13 protein-coding genes and 1 riboswitch are annotated in these 15,922 nt (G+C 70.4%); of the genes, 6 read left to right on the forward strand and 7 right to left on the reverse strand.

The window, feature by feature from the left end:
* Positions 1-12: 12 nt before the first annotated feature.
* The gene (locus ACZ5VD_RS28055) at positions 13-261 is read right to left on the reverse strand and encodes a hypothetical protein (protein WP_468547572.1); all 249 of its coding nucleotides are present in this window, start codon (positions 259-261) and stop codon (positions 13-15) included.
* Positions 248-1,774 (reverse strand): PspC domain-containing protein, encoded by a 1,527-nt coding sequence (locus ACZ5VD_RS28060; protein WP_468547571.1) that lies wholly within the window; start codon positions 1,772-1,774, stop codon positions 248-250. Before ACZ5VD_RS28060 ends, ACZ5VD_RS28055 begins: the two co-directional genes overlap by 14 nt.
* A gap of 179 nt (positions 1,775-1,953) precedes the next feature.
* Between ACZ5VD_RS28060 and ACZ5VD_RS28065 the strand changes: the two genes are divergently transcribed.
* Genes ACZ5VD_RS28065 through ACZ5VD_RS28075 form a run of 3 tightly spaced genes read left to right on the forward strand, consistent with a single transcriptional unit; the run spans position 1,954 to position 4,676 of the window.
* Positions 1,954-3,246, forward strand: a complete 1,293-nt coding sequence (locus tag ACZ5VD_RS28065) for an ATP-binding protein (protein WP_468547570.1) — start codon at positions 1,954-1,956, stop codon at positions 3,244-3,246.
* Positions 3,243-3,968: a LuxR C-terminal-related transcriptional regulator gene (locus tag ACZ5VD_RS28070; RefSeq protein WP_468547569.1), complete on the forward strand. Its 726-nt coding sequence runs from the start codon at positions 3,243-3,245 to the stop codon at positions 3,966-3,968. Before ACZ5VD_RS28065 ends, ACZ5VD_RS28070 begins: the two co-directional genes overlap by 4 nt.
* 54 nt (positions 3,969-4,022) lie before the next feature.
* Positions 4,023-4,676, forward strand: a complete 654-nt coding sequence (locus ACZ5VD_RS28075; RefSeq protein WP_468683672.1) for a dihydrofolate reductase family protein — start codon at positions 4,023-4,025, stop codon at positions 4,674-4,676.
* A gap of 896 nt (positions 4,677-5,572) precedes the next feature.
* On the opposite strand, the gene ACZ5VD_RS28080 is transcribed toward ACZ5VD_RS28075, so the two are convergent.
* The gene (locus tag ACZ5VD_RS28080) at positions 5,573-5,722 is read right to left on the reverse strand and encodes an Arc family DNA-binding protein (protein WP_468683673.1); all 150 of its coding nucleotides are present in this window, start codon (positions 5,720-5,722) and stop codon (positions 5,573-5,575) included.
* Between the two features lie 28 nt (positions 5,723-5,750).
* Here ACZ5VD_RS28080 and ACZ5VD_RS28085 point away from each other — a divergent pair, with 28 nt between their 5' ends.
* Together ACZ5VD_RS28085 and ACZ5VD_RS28090 are read left to right on the forward strand one after the other, a co-directional pair.
* A complete protein-coding gene (locus tag ACZ5VD_RS28085; protein ID WP_468683674.1) occupies positions 5,751-7,058 on the forward strand; it encodes an RNA-guided endonuclease InsQ/TnpB family protein in 1,308 nt (435 codons plus the stop codon).
* A 77-nt stretch (positions 7,059-7,135) separates the two neighbouring features.
* A complete protein-coding gene (locus ACZ5VD_RS28090; RefSeq protein WP_468683675.1) occupies positions 7,136-7,663 on the forward strand; it encodes a hypothetical protein in 528 nt (175 codons plus the stop codon).
* Positions 7,664-7,665: 2 nt separating this feature from the next.
* Here ACZ5VD_RS28090 and ACZ5VD_RS28095 read toward each other — a convergent pair whose 3' ends face one another.
* From ACZ5VD_RS28095 to ACZ5VD_RS28105, 3 genes are read right to left on the reverse strand one after another with little or no spacing between them, the layout of a single operon-like run.
* Positions 7,666-10,590 (reverse strand): nSTAND1 domain-containing NTPase, encoded by a 2,925-nt coding sequence (locus tag ACZ5VD_RS28095; protein WP_468683676.1) that lies wholly within the window; start codon positions 10,588-10,590, stop codon positions 7,666-7,668.
* Positions 10,587-12,320, reverse strand: coding sequence for a DUF4062 domain-containing protein (locus ACZ5VD_RS28100; protein ID WP_468683677.1), 1,734 nt, complete (start codon positions 12,318-12,320; stop codon positions 10,587-10,589). Before ACZ5VD_RS28100 ends, ACZ5VD_RS28095 begins: the two co-directional genes overlap by 4 nt.
* A 49-nt stretch (positions 12,321-12,369) precedes the next feature.
* The gene (locus ACZ5VD_RS28105; RefSeq protein ID WP_468683678.1) at positions 12,370-13,437 is read right to left on the reverse strand and encodes a C40 family peptidase; all 1,068 of its coding nucleotides are present in this window, start codon (positions 13,435-13,437) and stop codon (positions 12,370-12,372) included.
* 513 nt (positions 13,438-13,950) lie between these two features.
* Between ACZ5VD_RS28105 and ACZ5VD_RS28110 the strand changes: the two genes are divergently transcribed.
* Positions 13,951-14,304: a hypothetical protein gene (locus ACZ5VD_RS28110; protein ID WP_468547562.1), complete on the forward strand. Its 354-nt coding sequence runs from the start codon at positions 13,951-13,953 to the stop codon at positions 14,302-14,304.
* A gap of 203 nt (positions 14,305-14,507) precedes the next feature.
* Here the strand turns inward: ACZ5VD_RS28110 and ACZ5VD_RS28115 are convergent, their stop codons facing one another.
* Positions 14,508-15,671, reverse strand: a complete 1,164-nt coding sequence (locus tag ACZ5VD_RS28115; RefSeq protein WP_468547561.1) for a C40 family peptidase — start codon at positions 15,669-15,671, stop codon at positions 14,508-14,510.
* Positions 15,672-15,679: 8 nt separating this feature from the next.
* A riboswitch (cyclic di-AMP (ydaO/yuaA leader) is annotated at positions 15,680-15,849 on the reverse strand.
* Positions 15,850-15,922: the final 73 nt, after the last annotated feature.

The following is a 15,922-nucleotide window of genomic DNA, read 5'->3' on the forward strand; positions in this document are numbered from 1 at the left end:
GCGCGGTACTCGTCAGTGCTGGTCCACCGGCTGTGGACCGGCCGGGTCCGTGCGGCCCGCTCGACGGCGTGCGCGTCTGCGAAGGGACCGGGTCAGGCCCCCGACCGCACCCGCCAGACAGAGGCCGCCCGTGACGACGGGGATGATCACGAACCACGGGGTTTCCCAGAGGCCGCCCGCGTCACCGGCGTAGATGACGCCCGCGAGGATCAGGAAACATCCGGCGACCAGCTTTCCGGGCTGGAACTCATGACGCAGCACGGCGCACCTCCGCCTGTCCTATGCCGACCCTCACATCGAGGTCGAGCGTGCCGGTGCCCTTGCCGCCGGCGGCCGGTGTCAGGGTCACCTCCCTGTGCTTGCCCGGTGCCACGTCCACATCCTTCTCGTCGTCGCCCGGCAACTGGATGTCGCCCACCCCCACGTCGATGCTCAGCTTCACCGCCACGTGCGCGGGCACGATGACCAGCAGCCGGCCCATGCCCACGTCGGCCTGCGTGACCACGGTCTGCCCCTTCGCCAGGTCCAGCCGGCTCAGGTCCAGGGTGCCGACGCCGGTGCCGAGCTCGTACTCCTGGCTGACGCCCGCCACCGCCGTGGGCCGCCAGCTCGTGCGCTCCCAGTGCGTGGTGATGTCCGCGGGCAGGACCGACGCACCGGCGAGCAGGCCCGCCGTGACGATCGCCAGGAAGATCGACCCCGCGCCCGTGCGCCCCAGGAACGCGCTGACCGCTATGCCCAAGCCGAGCACGATCAGCGCGCATGCCAGGCCGATCTGCAGGCTGGTGCCGAGGGTGTGGTCGTCCCACGTCAGCCGCGTGGCCAGACCGCCCACGAGCAGGGCCGTCAGGAACACCCAGCCGCCGATCCAGCGGGGGCCGCGCAGCCGGGGCGGCCGGTGGAGGGCCGGGACGCGGATGTCCACGCGGCTGCGCCAGGAGTTGCCCGGGCCGATGTTGACGGCGGCGGCCATGTCCCGGACCCGGGAGTCCTGGGGGCCCCACAGATAGCCCGTGCCGCCCTCGTGTGTGCCGTCCTTGACGATCGGGTCGCGCCACCAGGACGCGTAGGAGGCCGGCACGGGCGGCGCCTGGGCCTCGGGCGGGGCGTCCGCGACGGCCTGGGCGGACAGTGGGTCGGTGTCGGGGGCGCCGCGCTGCCGCGACCAGTACCCGGCGCCCGCGAGGAGCAGGGAGAGGACCACGGCGAAGGTCAGCACCCCGCCGTTGTTCAACAGGGTCAGGAACACCCCGCAGCCGACCAGCGCGAACACCACGGCGGTCAGCGCCTGGCCGTCCACCCGGCCGGTCAGCAGCTTGCGCACCTCGTTCTCGTCCTCGTCGTCGTACGGGACGAAGAGCCAGGCGAAGCCGTAGAAGAGGAGACCGATGCCGCCGGTCGCGGAGAGCACCGCGAGGGTGATGCGGAAGATCACCGGGTCCATGTCGCACTGGCGCCCCAGCCCCGCGCACACCCCGGCGAGCAACTTGTGCCGCCGGTCGCGCCGGAACTTCTGCGGCAGGTCGGCCGGAGCCGGTTCGGCCGCACCTGCTCCCGCCGCGCCTACTCCCGTCGTACCCGCTCCCGCCGCACCTGTTCCCGGCGGGGCCGCCTCTCCTTCGTTCCGCGCCCCCGCGGAACGCGAGGCGTGAGCGGCGTCCACAGCGTCCGCGGCAGCCGTGGCGGGCACGGCGTCCTGCGGCCCGGCGCCCGGTCGGGGACGCGGGCCGGAGCCGGGTCCCGGACCCGTCGCGGCATGCTCGTGATCGGTCATGGCTCCATGGTGCCGGGCGCACCGCCGCCGCGGCAGTCGGGACGACCCTGGCCGGACCCTGATATCTGCCCTGAGCCGGCGCCGGGGAAGCGTTCGACGGACCCGCCCGCCGAAGATCAGGGGAGTCTCCGGGGACAACCCTGATGCTCCGGCTCCGCCACCGTGTGAACATCGATGGCATGCCGGAAGCCGCAACAGCGCCACTCGTCGAACCGCGGCCGCCGCGCAAGCTCTACCGCAGCAGTGACGGACGCTGGCTCGGTGGCGTGGCGCGGGGGCTCGCCGGGCATCTCGGCCTGCCCGTGATCTGGGTGCGGCTCGTCTTCGTCGGCCTGTTCATGGCGGACGGCCTCGGTGCCCTGCTGTATGCGGCGTTCTGGTTCTTCGTCCCGCTCGGCATCGGCGGCGTCGCCGGTCAGAAGCCCCCCTCCCTCGTCGCCACCGAGACCTCCGCGGACGGCCGCCGCAGACTCGTCGCGCGCAGGCCCGACAAGGGCCAGATCGTGGCCCTGCTGCTCATGGTCGTCGTGGCCATGGTCTTCGTCGGCAATGTGAACCTCGGCAACGGCGCGAAGGCCTACCTCTGGCCCGTGGTCCTGGCCGGCGCGGGCGTCGCCCTCGTCTGGCGCCAGGCGGACAACGCCCGCCGGGCCCGCTGGGTCGAGGCCGGCCGCCGTCGGCGCACGCTCACCCTGCTGCGCGCCGTGGCCGGCGTCCTCCTGGTCACCGCGGGCGTCTCCGGCGTCTTCGTCCTCCAGGGCTCCACCGCCCACCTCGGCTCGGTCCTCCAGGCCGCCCTCGCGGTCCTCGTCGGGATAACGCTGCTGGCCGGTCCCTACCTGGTCCGCATGACCCAGGACCTCTCCGAGGAGCGCCTCATGCGCATCCGTGCCCAGGAGCGCGCCGAGGTCGCCGCCCATGTCCACGACTCGGTGCTGCACACCCTGACCCTGATCCAGCGCAACGCGGAGAACGCGAACGAGGTGCGCCGCCTCGCCCGCGCCCAGGAGCGCGACCTGCGCACCTGGCTCTACAAGCCCGAGGGCACCGGCAAGGACGAGGCCGACGAACCCACCACCCTCGCCGACGCGGTCCGGCGCAACGCCGCGGAGGTCGAGGACAAGCACGGCGTCCCCATCGAGGTGGTCGTCGTCGGCGACTGCCCGCTCGACGAGAGAATCGGGGCACAGATGCAGGCCGCACGCGAGGCGATGGTGAACGCCGCCAAGTACGGTGGCGAGGGCGGCGCGGTGCAGGTCTTCGCCGAAGTCGAGGGAAAGACGGTGTTCGTGTCCGTCCGGGACCGCGGCCCCGGCTTCGACCTCGACTCGATACCCGCCGACCGCATGGGCGTCAGAGAATCGATCATCGGCCGCATGGAGCGTTACGGCGGCACGGCGCGGCTGCGCGCGGTGCCGGACGGCGGCACGGAGGTCGAGCTGGAGATGGAGAGGGCGGAGAAGACGTCATGAGCGACCCGACCGAGGGGACCGGCACGGCGGGAGCGGCGGAGGCCTCCGGCGGTGAGACCGGGCGCCATGTGCGCGTGGTCCTCGTCGACGACCACCGCATGTTCCGTACGGGCGTCCAGGCCGAGATCGGCCAGACCGAGCAGACCGGGGTCGAGGTCGTCGGCGAGGCGGCGGACGTCGACCAGGCGGTCACCGTCATCACCGCGACCCGCCCCGAGGTGGTCCTCCTCGACGTCCATCTCCCGGGCGGCGGCGGCGTCGAAGTCCTGCGCCGCTGCGCTCCGTTGATGGCCGACGCCGAGCAGCCCGTCCGCTTCCTCGCCCTGTCCGTGTCGGACGCGGCGGAGGACGTGATCGGTGTGATCCGCGGTGGCGCGCGGGGCTATGTCACCAAGACGATCACGGGCACGGATCTCGTCAACTCGGTCTTCCGGGTCCAGGAGGGCGACGCGGTCTTCTCGCCGAGGCTCGCCGGTTTCGTCCTGGACGCCTTCGCCTCCACGGACGCACCACCGGTGGACGAGGACATGGACCGCCTCACCCAGCGGGAGCGGGAGGTGCTGCGGCTGATCGCCCGGGGCTACGCCTACAAAGAGATCGCCAAGCAGCTCTTCATCTCCGTGAAGACGGTGGAGTCCCATGTGTCGGCGGTACTGCGGAAGCTCCAACTGTCGAACCGGCATGAGCTGACTCGGTGGGCGACGGCGCGGAGGCTCGTCTGACACCTGAGGGGATCGGTATGAGAGGTCATGACATCAGGAAGGGAGTCCCCAGCCATGTCACACGCCCGCGTACACAACTTCTCCATCTCGCTCGACGGCTTCGGCACCGGTGACGTCCAGAGCCTTGACGCGCCGTTCGGCCACGCCGGCGAAAGGCTGCACGAGTGGATGTTCGCCACCCGGTTCTGGCACGAGATGACCGGCCGGCCCGGAGGGACCGGCGGCCTCGACGACGCCTTCGCGCGGCAGTTCGAGCCCGGCATCGGCGCCGAGATCATGGGCGCCGGGAAGTTCGGCCCGCCCGGATGGCACGAGGACCCGGAGTGGAAGGGGTGGTGGGGCCCCAACCCGCCGTTCCACACACCGACCTTCATCCTCACCCATCACCCGCGCCCGTCGATCGAGATGGAGGGCGGCACGACGTTCCACTTCCTCGACACCTCGCCCGCCAAGGCGCTGGAGACGGCCCGCGAGGCGGCGGGCGACCAGGACGTACGGATCGGCGGGGGCCCCACCGTCGTCCGCGACTTCTTCGCCGCCGGGCTCATCGATCGCCTGCACGTCGTGGTGGTCCCGATCCTGCTCGGCCGAGGCGTACGTCTCTGGGACGGGCTGGAGGGTGTCGAGAAGGACTACGAGGTCGAGTCCACGGCCTCGCCCAGCGGGGTCACCCATGTGACGTTCACCCGCGGGGGACCGGCAGCATAGCCAGCATTGGGCCTCCGAGCCGACGTAATTCAAGTCCGGCTACAGCGATGACCAAGGCGGCGAAGGCCTCGAAGCCGCCGCCGTCCACACGCCACCCATGTCCGTGACTCGGAGCTCGGCGCTCGGAGCCCCCGCTTCGAGCTTCGAGGCGGGCGTGGACGCCTGGGCAACCTTCGGCGGGTACATATCCCGCTCCCCTTCCCGCGAGGTCTGAGCCCCGGGCTTCGGGGTTCGGGCTTCGAGGTTCGGGATTCGAGCCCCTTTTTTCAAGGAATGGTCGGGAAGATTGAACCCACCCTCCCGCCCTCCCCGCGCGCACAACTGCGCCGCCCACCCGCGCAGATGACTTTTCGTGATCGGCTTGCGACACACCGTCGCGACCCTCTAGCGTTCGCGACAACAAACAACCCCGGTCGGGTGCTACCAACACCCGCCGGGGTCTCACCCCAAGATCGAACAGGACGATCTCGTGGCTTACGAAAACTCTAGCGCTGCCCTGTCCGCACCCGCAGCGCATCCCATGGCCAAGCCCGGTTACGGCAAACGCTCCGCGCCGGACCAGTCGCCACCGGGGCGGGGCGACTTCGGCCATCTCCCTCCCCGTGAGGCGTATCTCGCGAGCCTCCTCGACCGGCTCCCCGACAACGCGGCGATGGACGCCAAGACCCTCGCCAAGGCACAACCCCTCTATGGCCAACAGGCCGTCCGCTCCGCGCTCAACGAACTCGGCCGGGCCGGACATCTGCGCCGCGTACGCCGCCGTATCCGGCCGGAGCAGGGTGACACCGGCATGCGGTGGGTCTTCCACCGATCTTGCCGGGCGGGGTGCCCGGTCCTTCAGGGCCGGGGTGAATGTCCGCTCCCGCGTAGCGGGGCATGGGATAGACCAGTCGCCTTCAGGGCGATGGGTCGTCGCCGTCCACGGCGGTGAGGGCGACCTCAAGCAGATGCAGGATCTCGGAGTTGAGGGACCGCCGGTCGGTCTCTGCTTGCGAGACCAGTCGGGCGTGAAGCTCATCGGGGATGCGAACGGTAACTTTGACCATGCCGCCATCCTGCCACTATGGTGGCGGCATGTCACGTTTCCGGATGTACCCGACGCGCGAGCAGGAAGAGCAGCTGCTCTTGCACTGCGCGCACGCCCGGTACGTCTGGAACCTCGCCGTTGAGCAGCACTCGCACTGGCGCAGGTGGCGCAAGTCCGCACCCGGCTTCGCCGAGCAGTGCCGCCAGCTCACCGAAGCCCGACGCGACAACGAATGGCTCGGCGCCGGGAACGCCGACGTGCAGCAGCAGGCCCTGAAGGACTTCGCCAAAGCCAAGAACGCCCGCTTCACCTCGGGGTTCGGCGAGCCGACCTGGCGCAGGAAGTTCCGGCACGAGGGCTTCCGGGGCATCGGCACCGACCGCACACCCGAGTACAACGAGGACAGCACGCCGAAGCTGAACGCGAAGACCGGCAAGCAGGTCATGGGCCGCTCCGTCGTGGTACAGAAGCTCAACAAGCGATGGGCGCAGGTCAAGGTGCCCGGCTGCGGCTGGGTCCGCTTCCGCCTCACCCGCCCAAAGCTCCCTGCGGCGAAGACGTTCCGAGTCACCTTCCGCAACGGGCAGTGGCACGCGGCGTTCGCCGTCATCCCCAACCCCATCGACGCGCCCGCCACGGGCGAGGCCATCGGCATCGACCGGGGCGTGACCATCACGGCCGCCCTCTCCGACGGCCGCACCCTCAACTGCCCCCAGCTCACCACCAAAGAGCGCGCGCAGATCCGCAAGCACCAACGCCGCGCCGCCCGCGCACCCAAGGGCAGCGACCGCAAGACCGCCGAGTACGCCAAGGCCGCCCGCCTCAAGGCCCGCGAAGCCGACCGGCGCAAGGACTGGTGCGAGAAGACCAGCACCATGGTCGCCCGCACCTACGACCTGGTGCGGTTCGAGAAGCTGAACATCAAGAACATGACCGCCAGGGCAAAGGCCAAGCCCGACCCCGACCAGCCCGGCCAGTACCTCAAGAACGGCCGCGCGGCCAAGGCCGGACTGAACCGGGCGATCCTCGCCCAAGGGTGGGGCCTGCTGCGGCAGCGCACCGAGCACAAGGCCACCGGCCGGGTCGAAGACGTCCCCGCCCCGTACACGAGTCTGCGATGCAGTGCCTGCGGATGGATCGACAAGAACTCGCGCAAGAACCAAGCCGAATTCTGTTGCTCCTCCTGCGGCTTCACCTGCAACGCGGACACCAACGCCAGTATCAACGTCGCGGCAGGACAGGGCGGGATCCCCCGCCCCCGGCGAACAGCCGGTGCCGGAGGGACGACACCGCCCACACAGCGGTCGAACGTCCGTGAACCTCAGCCTGAATGGGCTGGAATCCCCCTCTTTTAAGAGGGGGAGGATGTCAAACGTACTGGTCCCGTACCGCACGTGACGACGAATGGTGGGCCGGGGTCCTCGCGGGTGACGTGACGTCGTCGTCCGAGACGCCCGCCGAAGCGGCACCTGTGCCCGTCGAGCCCGTCGAACCCCGGGCCGACGCGCCCGCGCCGCCCGCCGCCTACGTCGTCCTCGCCCAACTCGGCCTCCAGGACCCGCGCCTGGCGCTCTCCTCCGCCGACTGCACCGCCCTCGAACCGCTGGCCGCCGACTGGCTGGACCGGGGTGTGACGCCGGACCAGTGGTCCAGGATCCTCGCCGCCGGGCTTCCGGACCAGGTGCACGCGCCCCGGGCGTTCGTCAGGCGCAGGCTCGTCGACAAGCTGCCGCCCGCGCCACCCGCCGCCGCCCCGGTGGGCCGAGCGCCCCGAGCCCTGATGGAGTGCACCGACTGCGGCGTACCCGGGCGGCCGGAGGCCCTGCCCGGAGGGCTGTGCCGGGCGTGTGGCAGCCGGGGGACGAGGGCGAGCCGGGAGTCGACCGGGACGCAGAGCGTGGCGGTGCGGGACGTGGTGGCGCAGGTGCGTGCCGCCTTGCGTGCGCCTCAGCGTGTCTGAAGTCAGGGCAATGGGGTCAGGGAGCGACGTTCGCGGCGGCGTAGGAACAGGCCTGCCCCGGTCATCATGGCACCGGCGACACCGGTCAGCACCTGAGTGGTTGCCGTCGGCATCGAGTAGCCCCGAAGCATGGCGAAAAAGGAGAAGAGGACTCCCGCTATGACGATGCCCGCCGTGGCGTAGGCCAGGTAATTCGTGGTGCGTGTCCTTTTGGCATCAGCCCTCGACGCTGCCAGGTAGTTCTTCTCAAGCGCCCCGAACGCGATCTGCATGTCCGATGCCCGACCTTCGACGAAGCTCAGGCTGCGCTCGCCGAGCAGTCCCTCCCGTTCCCGGCCGGAGCGGTGCCAGTCCTCGGCGGCCACGGACAGCCGTTGGCGGAGTTCGAGTTCGGTTCTGGCCTCCGTGATCCAGTTCTGGAACGTCGGCCATGAATCCATGAGCGCGTGGTGAGCGAGCCGCACGGATGGCTCGCTCACGGGATCGGTGGTGATGACGAGCAGGCGGCCGTTGACCAGGAGCTCACACACGTCCCCGGCTCCTATCGCGGCGATGGTCGCCAGGGAAATCGCCTGTCCCGTGTGCTGACCATCGGAGTCGACCGAGACCAGACTCAGAAGGAGCTGACGAGCCTGGCGACGTTCGTCCGGTGACAGGGAGGCGAGCAACCTGTCGGCGGTGTACGCCAGGCTGAGCTGAATTGCCCCGCTCGACGCGTATGCCTGGTGGGTGAGGTAGCCGTCCTCCCGTAGACGCCATGCCTCTTGGAGGGCGTGTTGCAGGAGGGGAAGAGCGCCCGGCGCTTCGGCCAGGTCCCGCATCAGCCGGTCGGTGAGACCGGGCTCCAGTTGGAGTCCGACGGCCCGAGCCGGCCTCTCCACCGATTCCCGCAGGCCCGCCTCGGACATGGGTGGGACATGGGTGGGGTGTTCCATCAGGAAGGGCATGTATTCGAGGGCCTGGACATAGAAATCGGCGCGCAGGACGGCGATGGCGACGACCACCGAATCCTGCGTGCTGACCAGTGTCCGCAGCAGGGTGGCAAAGGCATCGCGCTCGGGGGCGTCGGCCACCGTGAACAGCTCCTCGACATGGTCGATCACGACGACCACGCGACGGAAGCGCTCCCCGAGTGCCTGGTTCAGGTGCTCCGGGCTGATCTGTCCGCCGTCCTCCGGCCCGATCTGTCCGCCGTCCGCCGGGCGGTCCAGCAGCGTACGCAGCCCCTCCAGCAGTTGCGCGGCACCGCCGGACCCGTGGATCTTGACGGTCGGCCAGAGATGGCTGCCGGGCAGCATGCCCGTGCGCAACGCCGGCAGTACCCCCGCGTTGACGAAGCTCGTCTTGCCGACGCCCGCGTCACCGATGATCGTGCACATCCGGCGCTCCTCCACGGAGTACAGGACCTGCCGGACCAGCTCACGCCGCCCGAAGAACAGGTCCGCGTCGGCCTCGGAGAAGGGCGCCGACCCCGGATAGGGACAACGCTCAGACCCAGCCGGCTCGGGGTCGGGGGGGACCGGCGGCCTCAGAGCCGCCCGAACGGTGTCCAACAGCCCCTGCTCGTCCAGCCCCTCCCGGAAATCGAGATACGTGTATCTGCGCAGCTCCTCCGGTACCTCGTCGACGTCGGGCAGCAGCACGGGCAGCAGGCGGGAGTCCTGCCGGGCGGCCATGGTGTCGAGTTCGTGCCGTTGGTGAAGGCTCAGGCCCGGTGGGCTGACAAGCACCAGGCTGACCTTGGCCCGGAGGGCCTCTTTGAGCCGTTGGCCCTGCAGTGTCTCGGCGACCTGGAAGCTGCCGCGCACGGTCAGCAACTCTCGGATCTGCTCCGCTGTTTCCCTGTCGGTGCTGCGGTACGACAGCAGCACGTCCGCCGAGGCGAACCGCGTGGTGGGGTCGTAGCGCGTCTCGACCGGGACCTGTCTCCACGAGCCACTGGTCTCTTGCATGGACGCGGCCGCAGGCGCGGGGACGGGCCGTAGCGCCGCCAGAGGGTTGTCGGCCGGGGCCAGCAAGGCGATGGCCTTGCGCAAACTGGCGTAGGCGTCCGCCAGTTCCCGGCGTTCCTCCGAACGGCCCGGGTCCGTGATGACCTGTTCGTCGAAGGCGTACGCCGGTACGTACGGCACCTGGAGTTCCCAGAACGCCAGGCCCGCTCGTGCGACAGCGGCGGGGGTGAAGGGGTCGAAGGCGGTACGGAAGCGCTCGGCGAAGGTGTTGAGGGGGGCGGCGTCGTTCTGGTCGACGCGGGCGGGGACGACCAGGGCTTCCAGGGGGCGGTCGCCGCGTACGGCGCGGACCTGGGGGGAGAGGAAGTGCCGGACCATCATCGCCGTGCCCTCGATGTTCTGGAGGTTGGGCGCGGACAACGCGACGATCACGTCGGCCAGTTGGTAGGCGCAGACGCCGCCCAGCTCGGTGACGCCGGTACGGCTGTCGACGAGGACGACGTCGTACCGTTCGGCGCAGGTGCGGCGGAACCATTCGAAGAACAGCTCGCCCGACCAGACGTAGTAGAAGTCCTGCCAGTCGAAGCGCCGCAACTCGGCTCCGTAGCGGCTGATCTGTTCGTCCGTCAGGCGTCGGCCCGCCGGGAGCAGGTCGAGGCAGCCGCCGTCGGAGCGCCGCGGGTAGATGGTGGAGAGGTAGCGGTCGAGGTCGCGGAAGGCGTCGTCCTCGGCCTCGACGGCGTCCGAAGCGGCCACGGACATCGCGTACTTGAAGGCGAGCAGCAGGTCGAGCAGGCCTTCCCGGCCGCGTACCCGTGCGTGGTCGATGGGGAAGAAGTGCTCCAGGCCGGGTGCTTCGAGGTCGAAGTCGACCATCAGCACCCGCATTCCGCTCCGGGCGAGTTGGTCGGCGATGTTGGCGAGTGCCATGGAACGGCCGACACCGCCCTTGTAGGAGTAGAAGGTGACGATCATGTCGCTCCGCCTTCCGTGATGAGGCGGGCCATCGAAACGCTGGGGCGGGTGCCCAGTTCGGCTTCGAGGAGCCGGGCCTTGTCGGCGCTGGGGCGGGCGTTGCGGTAGGCGTCCAGGGTCTGGGGCAGGCTGGCGCGCAGCCACCGGTCGAGGTGGGGTCTGCTGGCGACGTTCATCTCGCAGAGCGGGTCGAGTTGGTGGCCGAAGCGGTGGTCGGTGTGGCGGAGACGGCCGGCCAGTTCGCGCCGGATCAGTTCGTGCGGGGTGCCGGCGGCCGGGTCGCCCGGGGAGAGGGTGATCAGGGAGACCTGGGCGCCCTGGTAGAGCGGGGACGCGAGGAAGGCGGACTCCAAGTCCTGGTGGAGGAGGGAGAGTTCGTCGGCGACGACCAGGCAGCCGTTGCGGGCTATGTCCCTGAAGACGAGGGAGTGGGCCGGGTCGTAGGAGAGCAGGTCATCGAAGAGGTAGGGCTGGAGCCTGATCTTCCGGCCGCGCAGGAGCAGGTCGGGATCGTTCACCCCGGTCACCGCGTTCTCCAGGACCTGCCCGATGGTCCGGCCCTGCTCGCCGAAGGGTCTCCAGTCCGCCCGGGACGTGCCGTACCGGGCACGGGCCGACCGCGGGGACATGCCGAAGCCCCGCACGATGTCCGCCACCGGCCCGGCCGGCGTACCGATCAGGCCGTCCGCCTCCGTGTCGGTCATGGCCACCACGACGACGGGAAGGCCGATCTCGGGTTCCGGACGGGAGAGGCCGACGGCTTTGGAGAGCGCCGCGTGCAAGTGGTTCTGCAAGGGGTGTGCCGGTGAGCCGGCGATGACCTCGACCGGCGCCGAGGGTGCGAAGTCGGGTGGCTCCCAGTCGTCGTAGCCCGGTGCGGTGACGGCGAACAGGGGGCCCGGAGTGCGCGCTCGGGCCATGTCCAGGATCCGGCCGGAGCGTCCGGGGTTCTCGCCTAGGAGGGTGAGCAGTGCGGGGGACAGCAGCAGGCCGAACGTGCGGGCCGACGTCACCGCACGGTCCAGCGCCAGTATCTCCTCGGGGGTGGACGCCAACAGGTCCGTGGTCGAGGTGGTGATGTTCCACAGGCCTCGGAGCGCGCCGGCCAACTGGTCGGCGGCGGCCCGGTCCTTGGGGGCGTGCAGCAGATGCAGGTCACCGGTCAGCCGTCGGGGGTGCGGTGGTTCCGCGACGGGTCGGGGCGGATCGGCACCACCCACGGGAAGCCGCGGGTGGGCCGCCACGGCCGCCACCACCGCTGCCGCGAGCTGGTCGGGGTTGCTGAACCAGCCGACGCCGTGGTCCTTCGCCAGTTCCGCACGCAGTTGCCTGATGCTGTCACCGGGGTGCTCGCCGGAGCCGGTCAGGGCATCGATGTGATCGGTCGACCAGGGAGCGCCGTCCTTGACGAGGAAGATCAGCCGCTTACGGTCCGCCGCACCCGCCCTGCGGTACTCCAGCTCGGTGATCGACCGCCCCTCCGGGTTCAACGGCCCCCGCTCCGGCACGAAGCCGTAGCGGAAGGCGAAGAGCCCGATGTAGAGGTCGCAACTCTCCACATCGGCCAGGCACTTCTCCAACGGGCGTTCGTCGAAGGCGGCGTAGTCCTCCATGGCGACCACGTCCAGCGGGAGCCGGCGCAGTGCGGCGAGCACCGCCGTCCTGTATGCCTCCAGGTCGGACACCGTGGACGACAGATAGACCTTCACCCTGCGTACCTCGCTCCTCACACGGTGCAGAACAAGGTACAGGCGGCCGACAGGAGTGGGGGTGTACTTCTCACACCACCCGCGCGGCCCCCGCGAACGGCATCTCGCTGATCGGCGCGATCCGTACCGGCGCCGACGGGTTCGGGGCGTGGATCATCTGGCCATTGCCGATGTACAGGCCGACGTGGCTGATCGCGGAGTAGAAGAAGACCAGGTCACCGGGGGCGAGTTCGGAGCGGGAGACGCGTCTGCCGGTGTCGATCTGGGCGTAGGTGGTGCGGGGGAGGGAGACGCCCGCGGAGCGGTACGCGGCCTGCATGAGGCCCGAGCAGTCGAAGGCGTTCGGGCCGGTCGCGCCCCAGACGTAGGGGCTGCCGAGTTTGGCGTACGCGTAGGAGACGGCCGCCCCGGCACGGGAGTTGAGGGCCTGGGAGGCGCCGGAGCCGGAGGGTGCGAGGCCGTCCCGGTCCGCCGTCGACGAGCGTGAGGCGCGGTACGGGTCGCCGGTCGCCCCGAGTCGCGACTGGTCCTCCGCCGGCAGCCGGGTCAGCAGTCGGCGGGCCGCGTCCAGTTTGCCGTTGATCGTCTTCTTGTGGCGCTTCAGCTCCGCCTGGTGGGACTTCAGGGAGGCCAGCTCGATGTGTGCGGCGCCGCGCAACTGCTCGATCTCCCGCAGCTCTTTACGGACCCGGGCGACCGACGAGGCCTGGCGGTTGCCGGCCCGTTCGGCGAACTCGGCACCGTCCAGGTACCGGTCGGGGTCCTGGGAGAGGGCGAGGTGCAGCGCGGGGTCGAGACCGCCGTCACGGTACTGCGCCGCCGCCATCGAACCCAGCGCGTCCCGCGCCGAGTTGAGGTTCTCCGTCTTGCGTGCCGCCTGGTCCCGCAGGGTCGCGAGCCGGGTCTCGGCCCCCTCCGCCTTCTCCTTCGCGCCGTTGTACCGCTCGGTGGCGACCTCCGCCTCCTGGTAGAGCTTGTCCACCTTGGCCTTGACCTGGGCCGGGGTGAGCTGCGGCTCGGCGTGTCCGATCCCGTCGAAGCCGGTCGCGGTCGCCGCGCCCGCGAGGGCGATCGTCGCCGCCGTGCGGGCCCTGGTACCGACGACCGGGCGTAGCCGGGGTTTGCGGTGCGCTGCCACGTGGACTGCACGTCCTTTCGTACGACCGCCGTGTTCGGCATGTCCGTCATGCTCGTCGTGTCCGTACGAACGCCAAGTCGGGGAGCGGGCGTACGGCCGCCCGGAGGCGGTCACACGTCCGGCGGCGGCCCGCACAGGGGAGCGGACCGCCGCCGGATCTTTTCGGCGGTGGTGGCCGACTGCCGCCCCTGGCCCGGGCGGCGGTGGGGAGCCGGTCACCTGACGAGGACGCTAAACCTGACGGTGACGGTGCGGTAACGCGATGTGCGGAAGTTCCTCCAGCTGGCCACCGCGTGACCGCATGTGATCGTGATCCGTCGCCGGAGCCGTCGGCTTCGTGCAGGGGGATGACCGATGTGCCGAATCCTCACCCCTGGGGGCAGTGGGGTGCTAGGGGCCGCATATATGCAAGATCCGAGCGAGCGGGGGAAGCGGGTGGAGCGAGCAAGGGTGGGGCGCGGTGGAGTGGGTCGGTGTCAGGGGGGCGGGCCCGTCTGACTAGGCTCCGGCCTCATGGACGTACTCATCCATCTCTTCGTCGGCCTGCACATCGTCGGCATCGCCTCGCTGCTCGGCGGATTCCTCACCCAGATGAAGGCGATGGGCCGCGGCACCGCCCGCTTCGTCCCGGCGATGCTGCACGGCGCGCTGACGATGCTGGTCACCGGCGCGATCCTGGTCGGCCTCAACCAGGCCGACGACCAGCCCGTCGACAACATCAAGATCGGCGTGAAGCTGGCCCTGCTGATCGTGGTCCTCGGGCTCGTCTACGTGAAGCGGGACGACGAGAAAGTGGACAAGGGCCTGTTCGGCCTGGTGGGTCTGCTGACCACGGCGAACATCTTCATCGCCGTGCTGTGGACCTGACCCCGGCCGCGGCGACCGCCCAGGCCAGGCCAGGTCGAGCACGAGCAGGGTGACCGCCCTCGCACGCTCATGGGGCGATGCCAGGGAGCGCCGTGCGTCCCCCGAGGAGGACGCGCACGCGCGCGTGCCGGCTTTTTCGTCCCTACGCGCGCGTGGCTGCGTCTTGCGTGCCTACGCGCGCGCCTCGCGTCCCCGGCCCCGCCTCAGGCCGGCCGTACCACCCGGTAGATCGAGGACTCCCCGTCGTAGTAGACCGACTCCTCGCGGACGTACGTGCCCGGCTTCGGGGCGTGGATCATCATGCCGTTGCCGATGTAGATGCCGACATGGCTGATGTCGTCGTAGAAGAAGACGAGGTCGCCGGGCCGGGCGGCGGAGAGGGAGACCGTGGTGCCGGCGTCGACCTGGTCGTAGGTGGTGCGGGGGAGGGTGACGCCGGCGGCCTTCCAGGCGGCCTGGGTGAGGCCGGAGCAGTCGTACGAGCCGGGGCCGGTGGCGCCCCAGACGTACGGCTTGCCGATCTGGGCGCGGGCGTAGGCGAGCGTCTTCGCGGCCTTGGCGGCGTACGAGGCGTCCGGGACCGTGTCGGACGACGAGCTCGACGAGCCGGTACCGGTGTCCTGCCGGGCGGTGGCCGCCTGCTCCCGGGCCTTCTGGTCCGCCGCCTGCTGCCGCGCCAGCTCGGCCGCCTTGCGCGTGGCCTCCCGCTGCTTCTCCTGCTCGATCGCCGCGAGCCGGGCCTTCTCCTCGGCGGTCAGCTGAGACAGCAGCGCGCGGGCGTCGGCGAGCTTCTTCTGGACGGTGGCCTTGGAGGTCTTCAGGTCGCCCTGCGCCTTGGTGAGCGTCTCCAGGCTCTCCGTGGCCTCCCGGCGCTTCTCCATCGTCGCGGACCGCTCGGTGACGTAGTCGTCGACCGCGCCCTTCTGACGATTGGTCAGCCGGCCCATCAGCTGGGTCTGGTCGAAGTAGTCCTGAGGGGAGTCCGCGAGCAGGAAGGTCGCCGTGTCGGGGGTGGAGGCACCGTTGCGGTACTGGGCCGCGGCGAACGAACCGAGTTCCTCACGCGCCTCGTTGAGACCCTGGGTGCGTTCGGCGACGTCGTCGAGGAGGGTGTCGACGCGCTTGCGCTGCTTCGCGGTCTTCTCCTGGGCCGCGTTGTACTTGTCGGTCGCCGACTCCGCCTGGCGGTACAGGTCGCCGACCTTCTTCTCGACCTCTTCGAGGCTCGGTTTGTCATCGGCGGCCGGGGCGGCGTTGGCCGTCTGGGACAGCAGGGCAACGGAGGTGAGGGCGGCCGTGGCGAGGGCCGGGGTCCGTATGCCTGCTACGCGCGTACCCGAAGGACGCGACTTGCGGTGCGACGCCAAGGGAGGCGACTCCTTCCACGTTCCGCCTACCGAGTTAGCTGTCGGGTTCGGGCGGATTGGTCGGGAAGGTGTGCCCTACGGCCGTTCCCTGAAGGGAAGTCGGGCCGATTCACCCCAAGTTCGGTGGGTCCCCGGCTCCGGGCGCACGGCGGCGCGTCGGACTCGGCGGAGGCCGTGCGGCCCGGCGACGTTCGCCGGGAGGGGTCGTACGGCCTGCCTCGAACGGTAGCCAACGGGTGTGGTCCCTGTGA

The organism is Streptomyces sp. NPDC032822 (genome assembly GCF_055578825.1).

What these genes read in the sequence shown, in the direction of transcription:
- ACZ5VD_RS28080 (WP_468683673.1), bottom strand. Translation starts at nt 5,722, where the DNA reads ATGGTCAAAGTTACCGTTCGCATCCCCGATGAGCTTCACGCCCGACTG.
- ACZ5VD_RS28110 (WP_468547562.1), top strand. Translation starts at nt 13,951, where the DNA reads ATGGACGTACTCATCCATCTCTTCGTCGGCCTGCACATCGTCGGCATC.
- ACZ5VD_RS28060 (WP_468547571.1), bottom strand. Translation starts at nt 1,774, where the DNA reads ATGACCGATCACGAGCATGCCGCGACGGGTCCGGGACCCGGCTCCGGC.
- ACZ5VD_RS28085 (WP_468683674.1), top strand. Translation starts at nt 5,751, where the DNA reads ATGTCACGTTTCCGGATGTACCCGACGCGCGAGCAGGAAGAGCAGCTG.
- ACZ5VD_RS28065 (WP_468547570.1), top strand. Translation starts at nt 1,954, where the DNA reads ATGCCGGAAGCCGCAACAGCGCCACTCGTCGAACCGCGGCCGCCGCGC.
- ACZ5VD_RS28075 (WP_468683672.1), top strand. Translation starts at nt 4,023, where the DNA reads ATGTCACACGCCCGCGTACACAACTTCTCCATCTCGCTCGACGGCTTC.
- ACZ5VD_RS28095 (WP_468683676.1), bottom strand. Translation starts at nt 10,590, where the DNA reads ATGATCGTCACCTTCTACTCCTACAAGGGCGGTGTCGGCCGTTCCATG.
- ACZ5VD_RS28070 (WP_468547569.1), top strand. Translation starts at nt 3,243, where the DNA reads ATGAGCGACCCGACCGAGGGGACCGGCACGGCGGGAGCGGCGGAGGCC.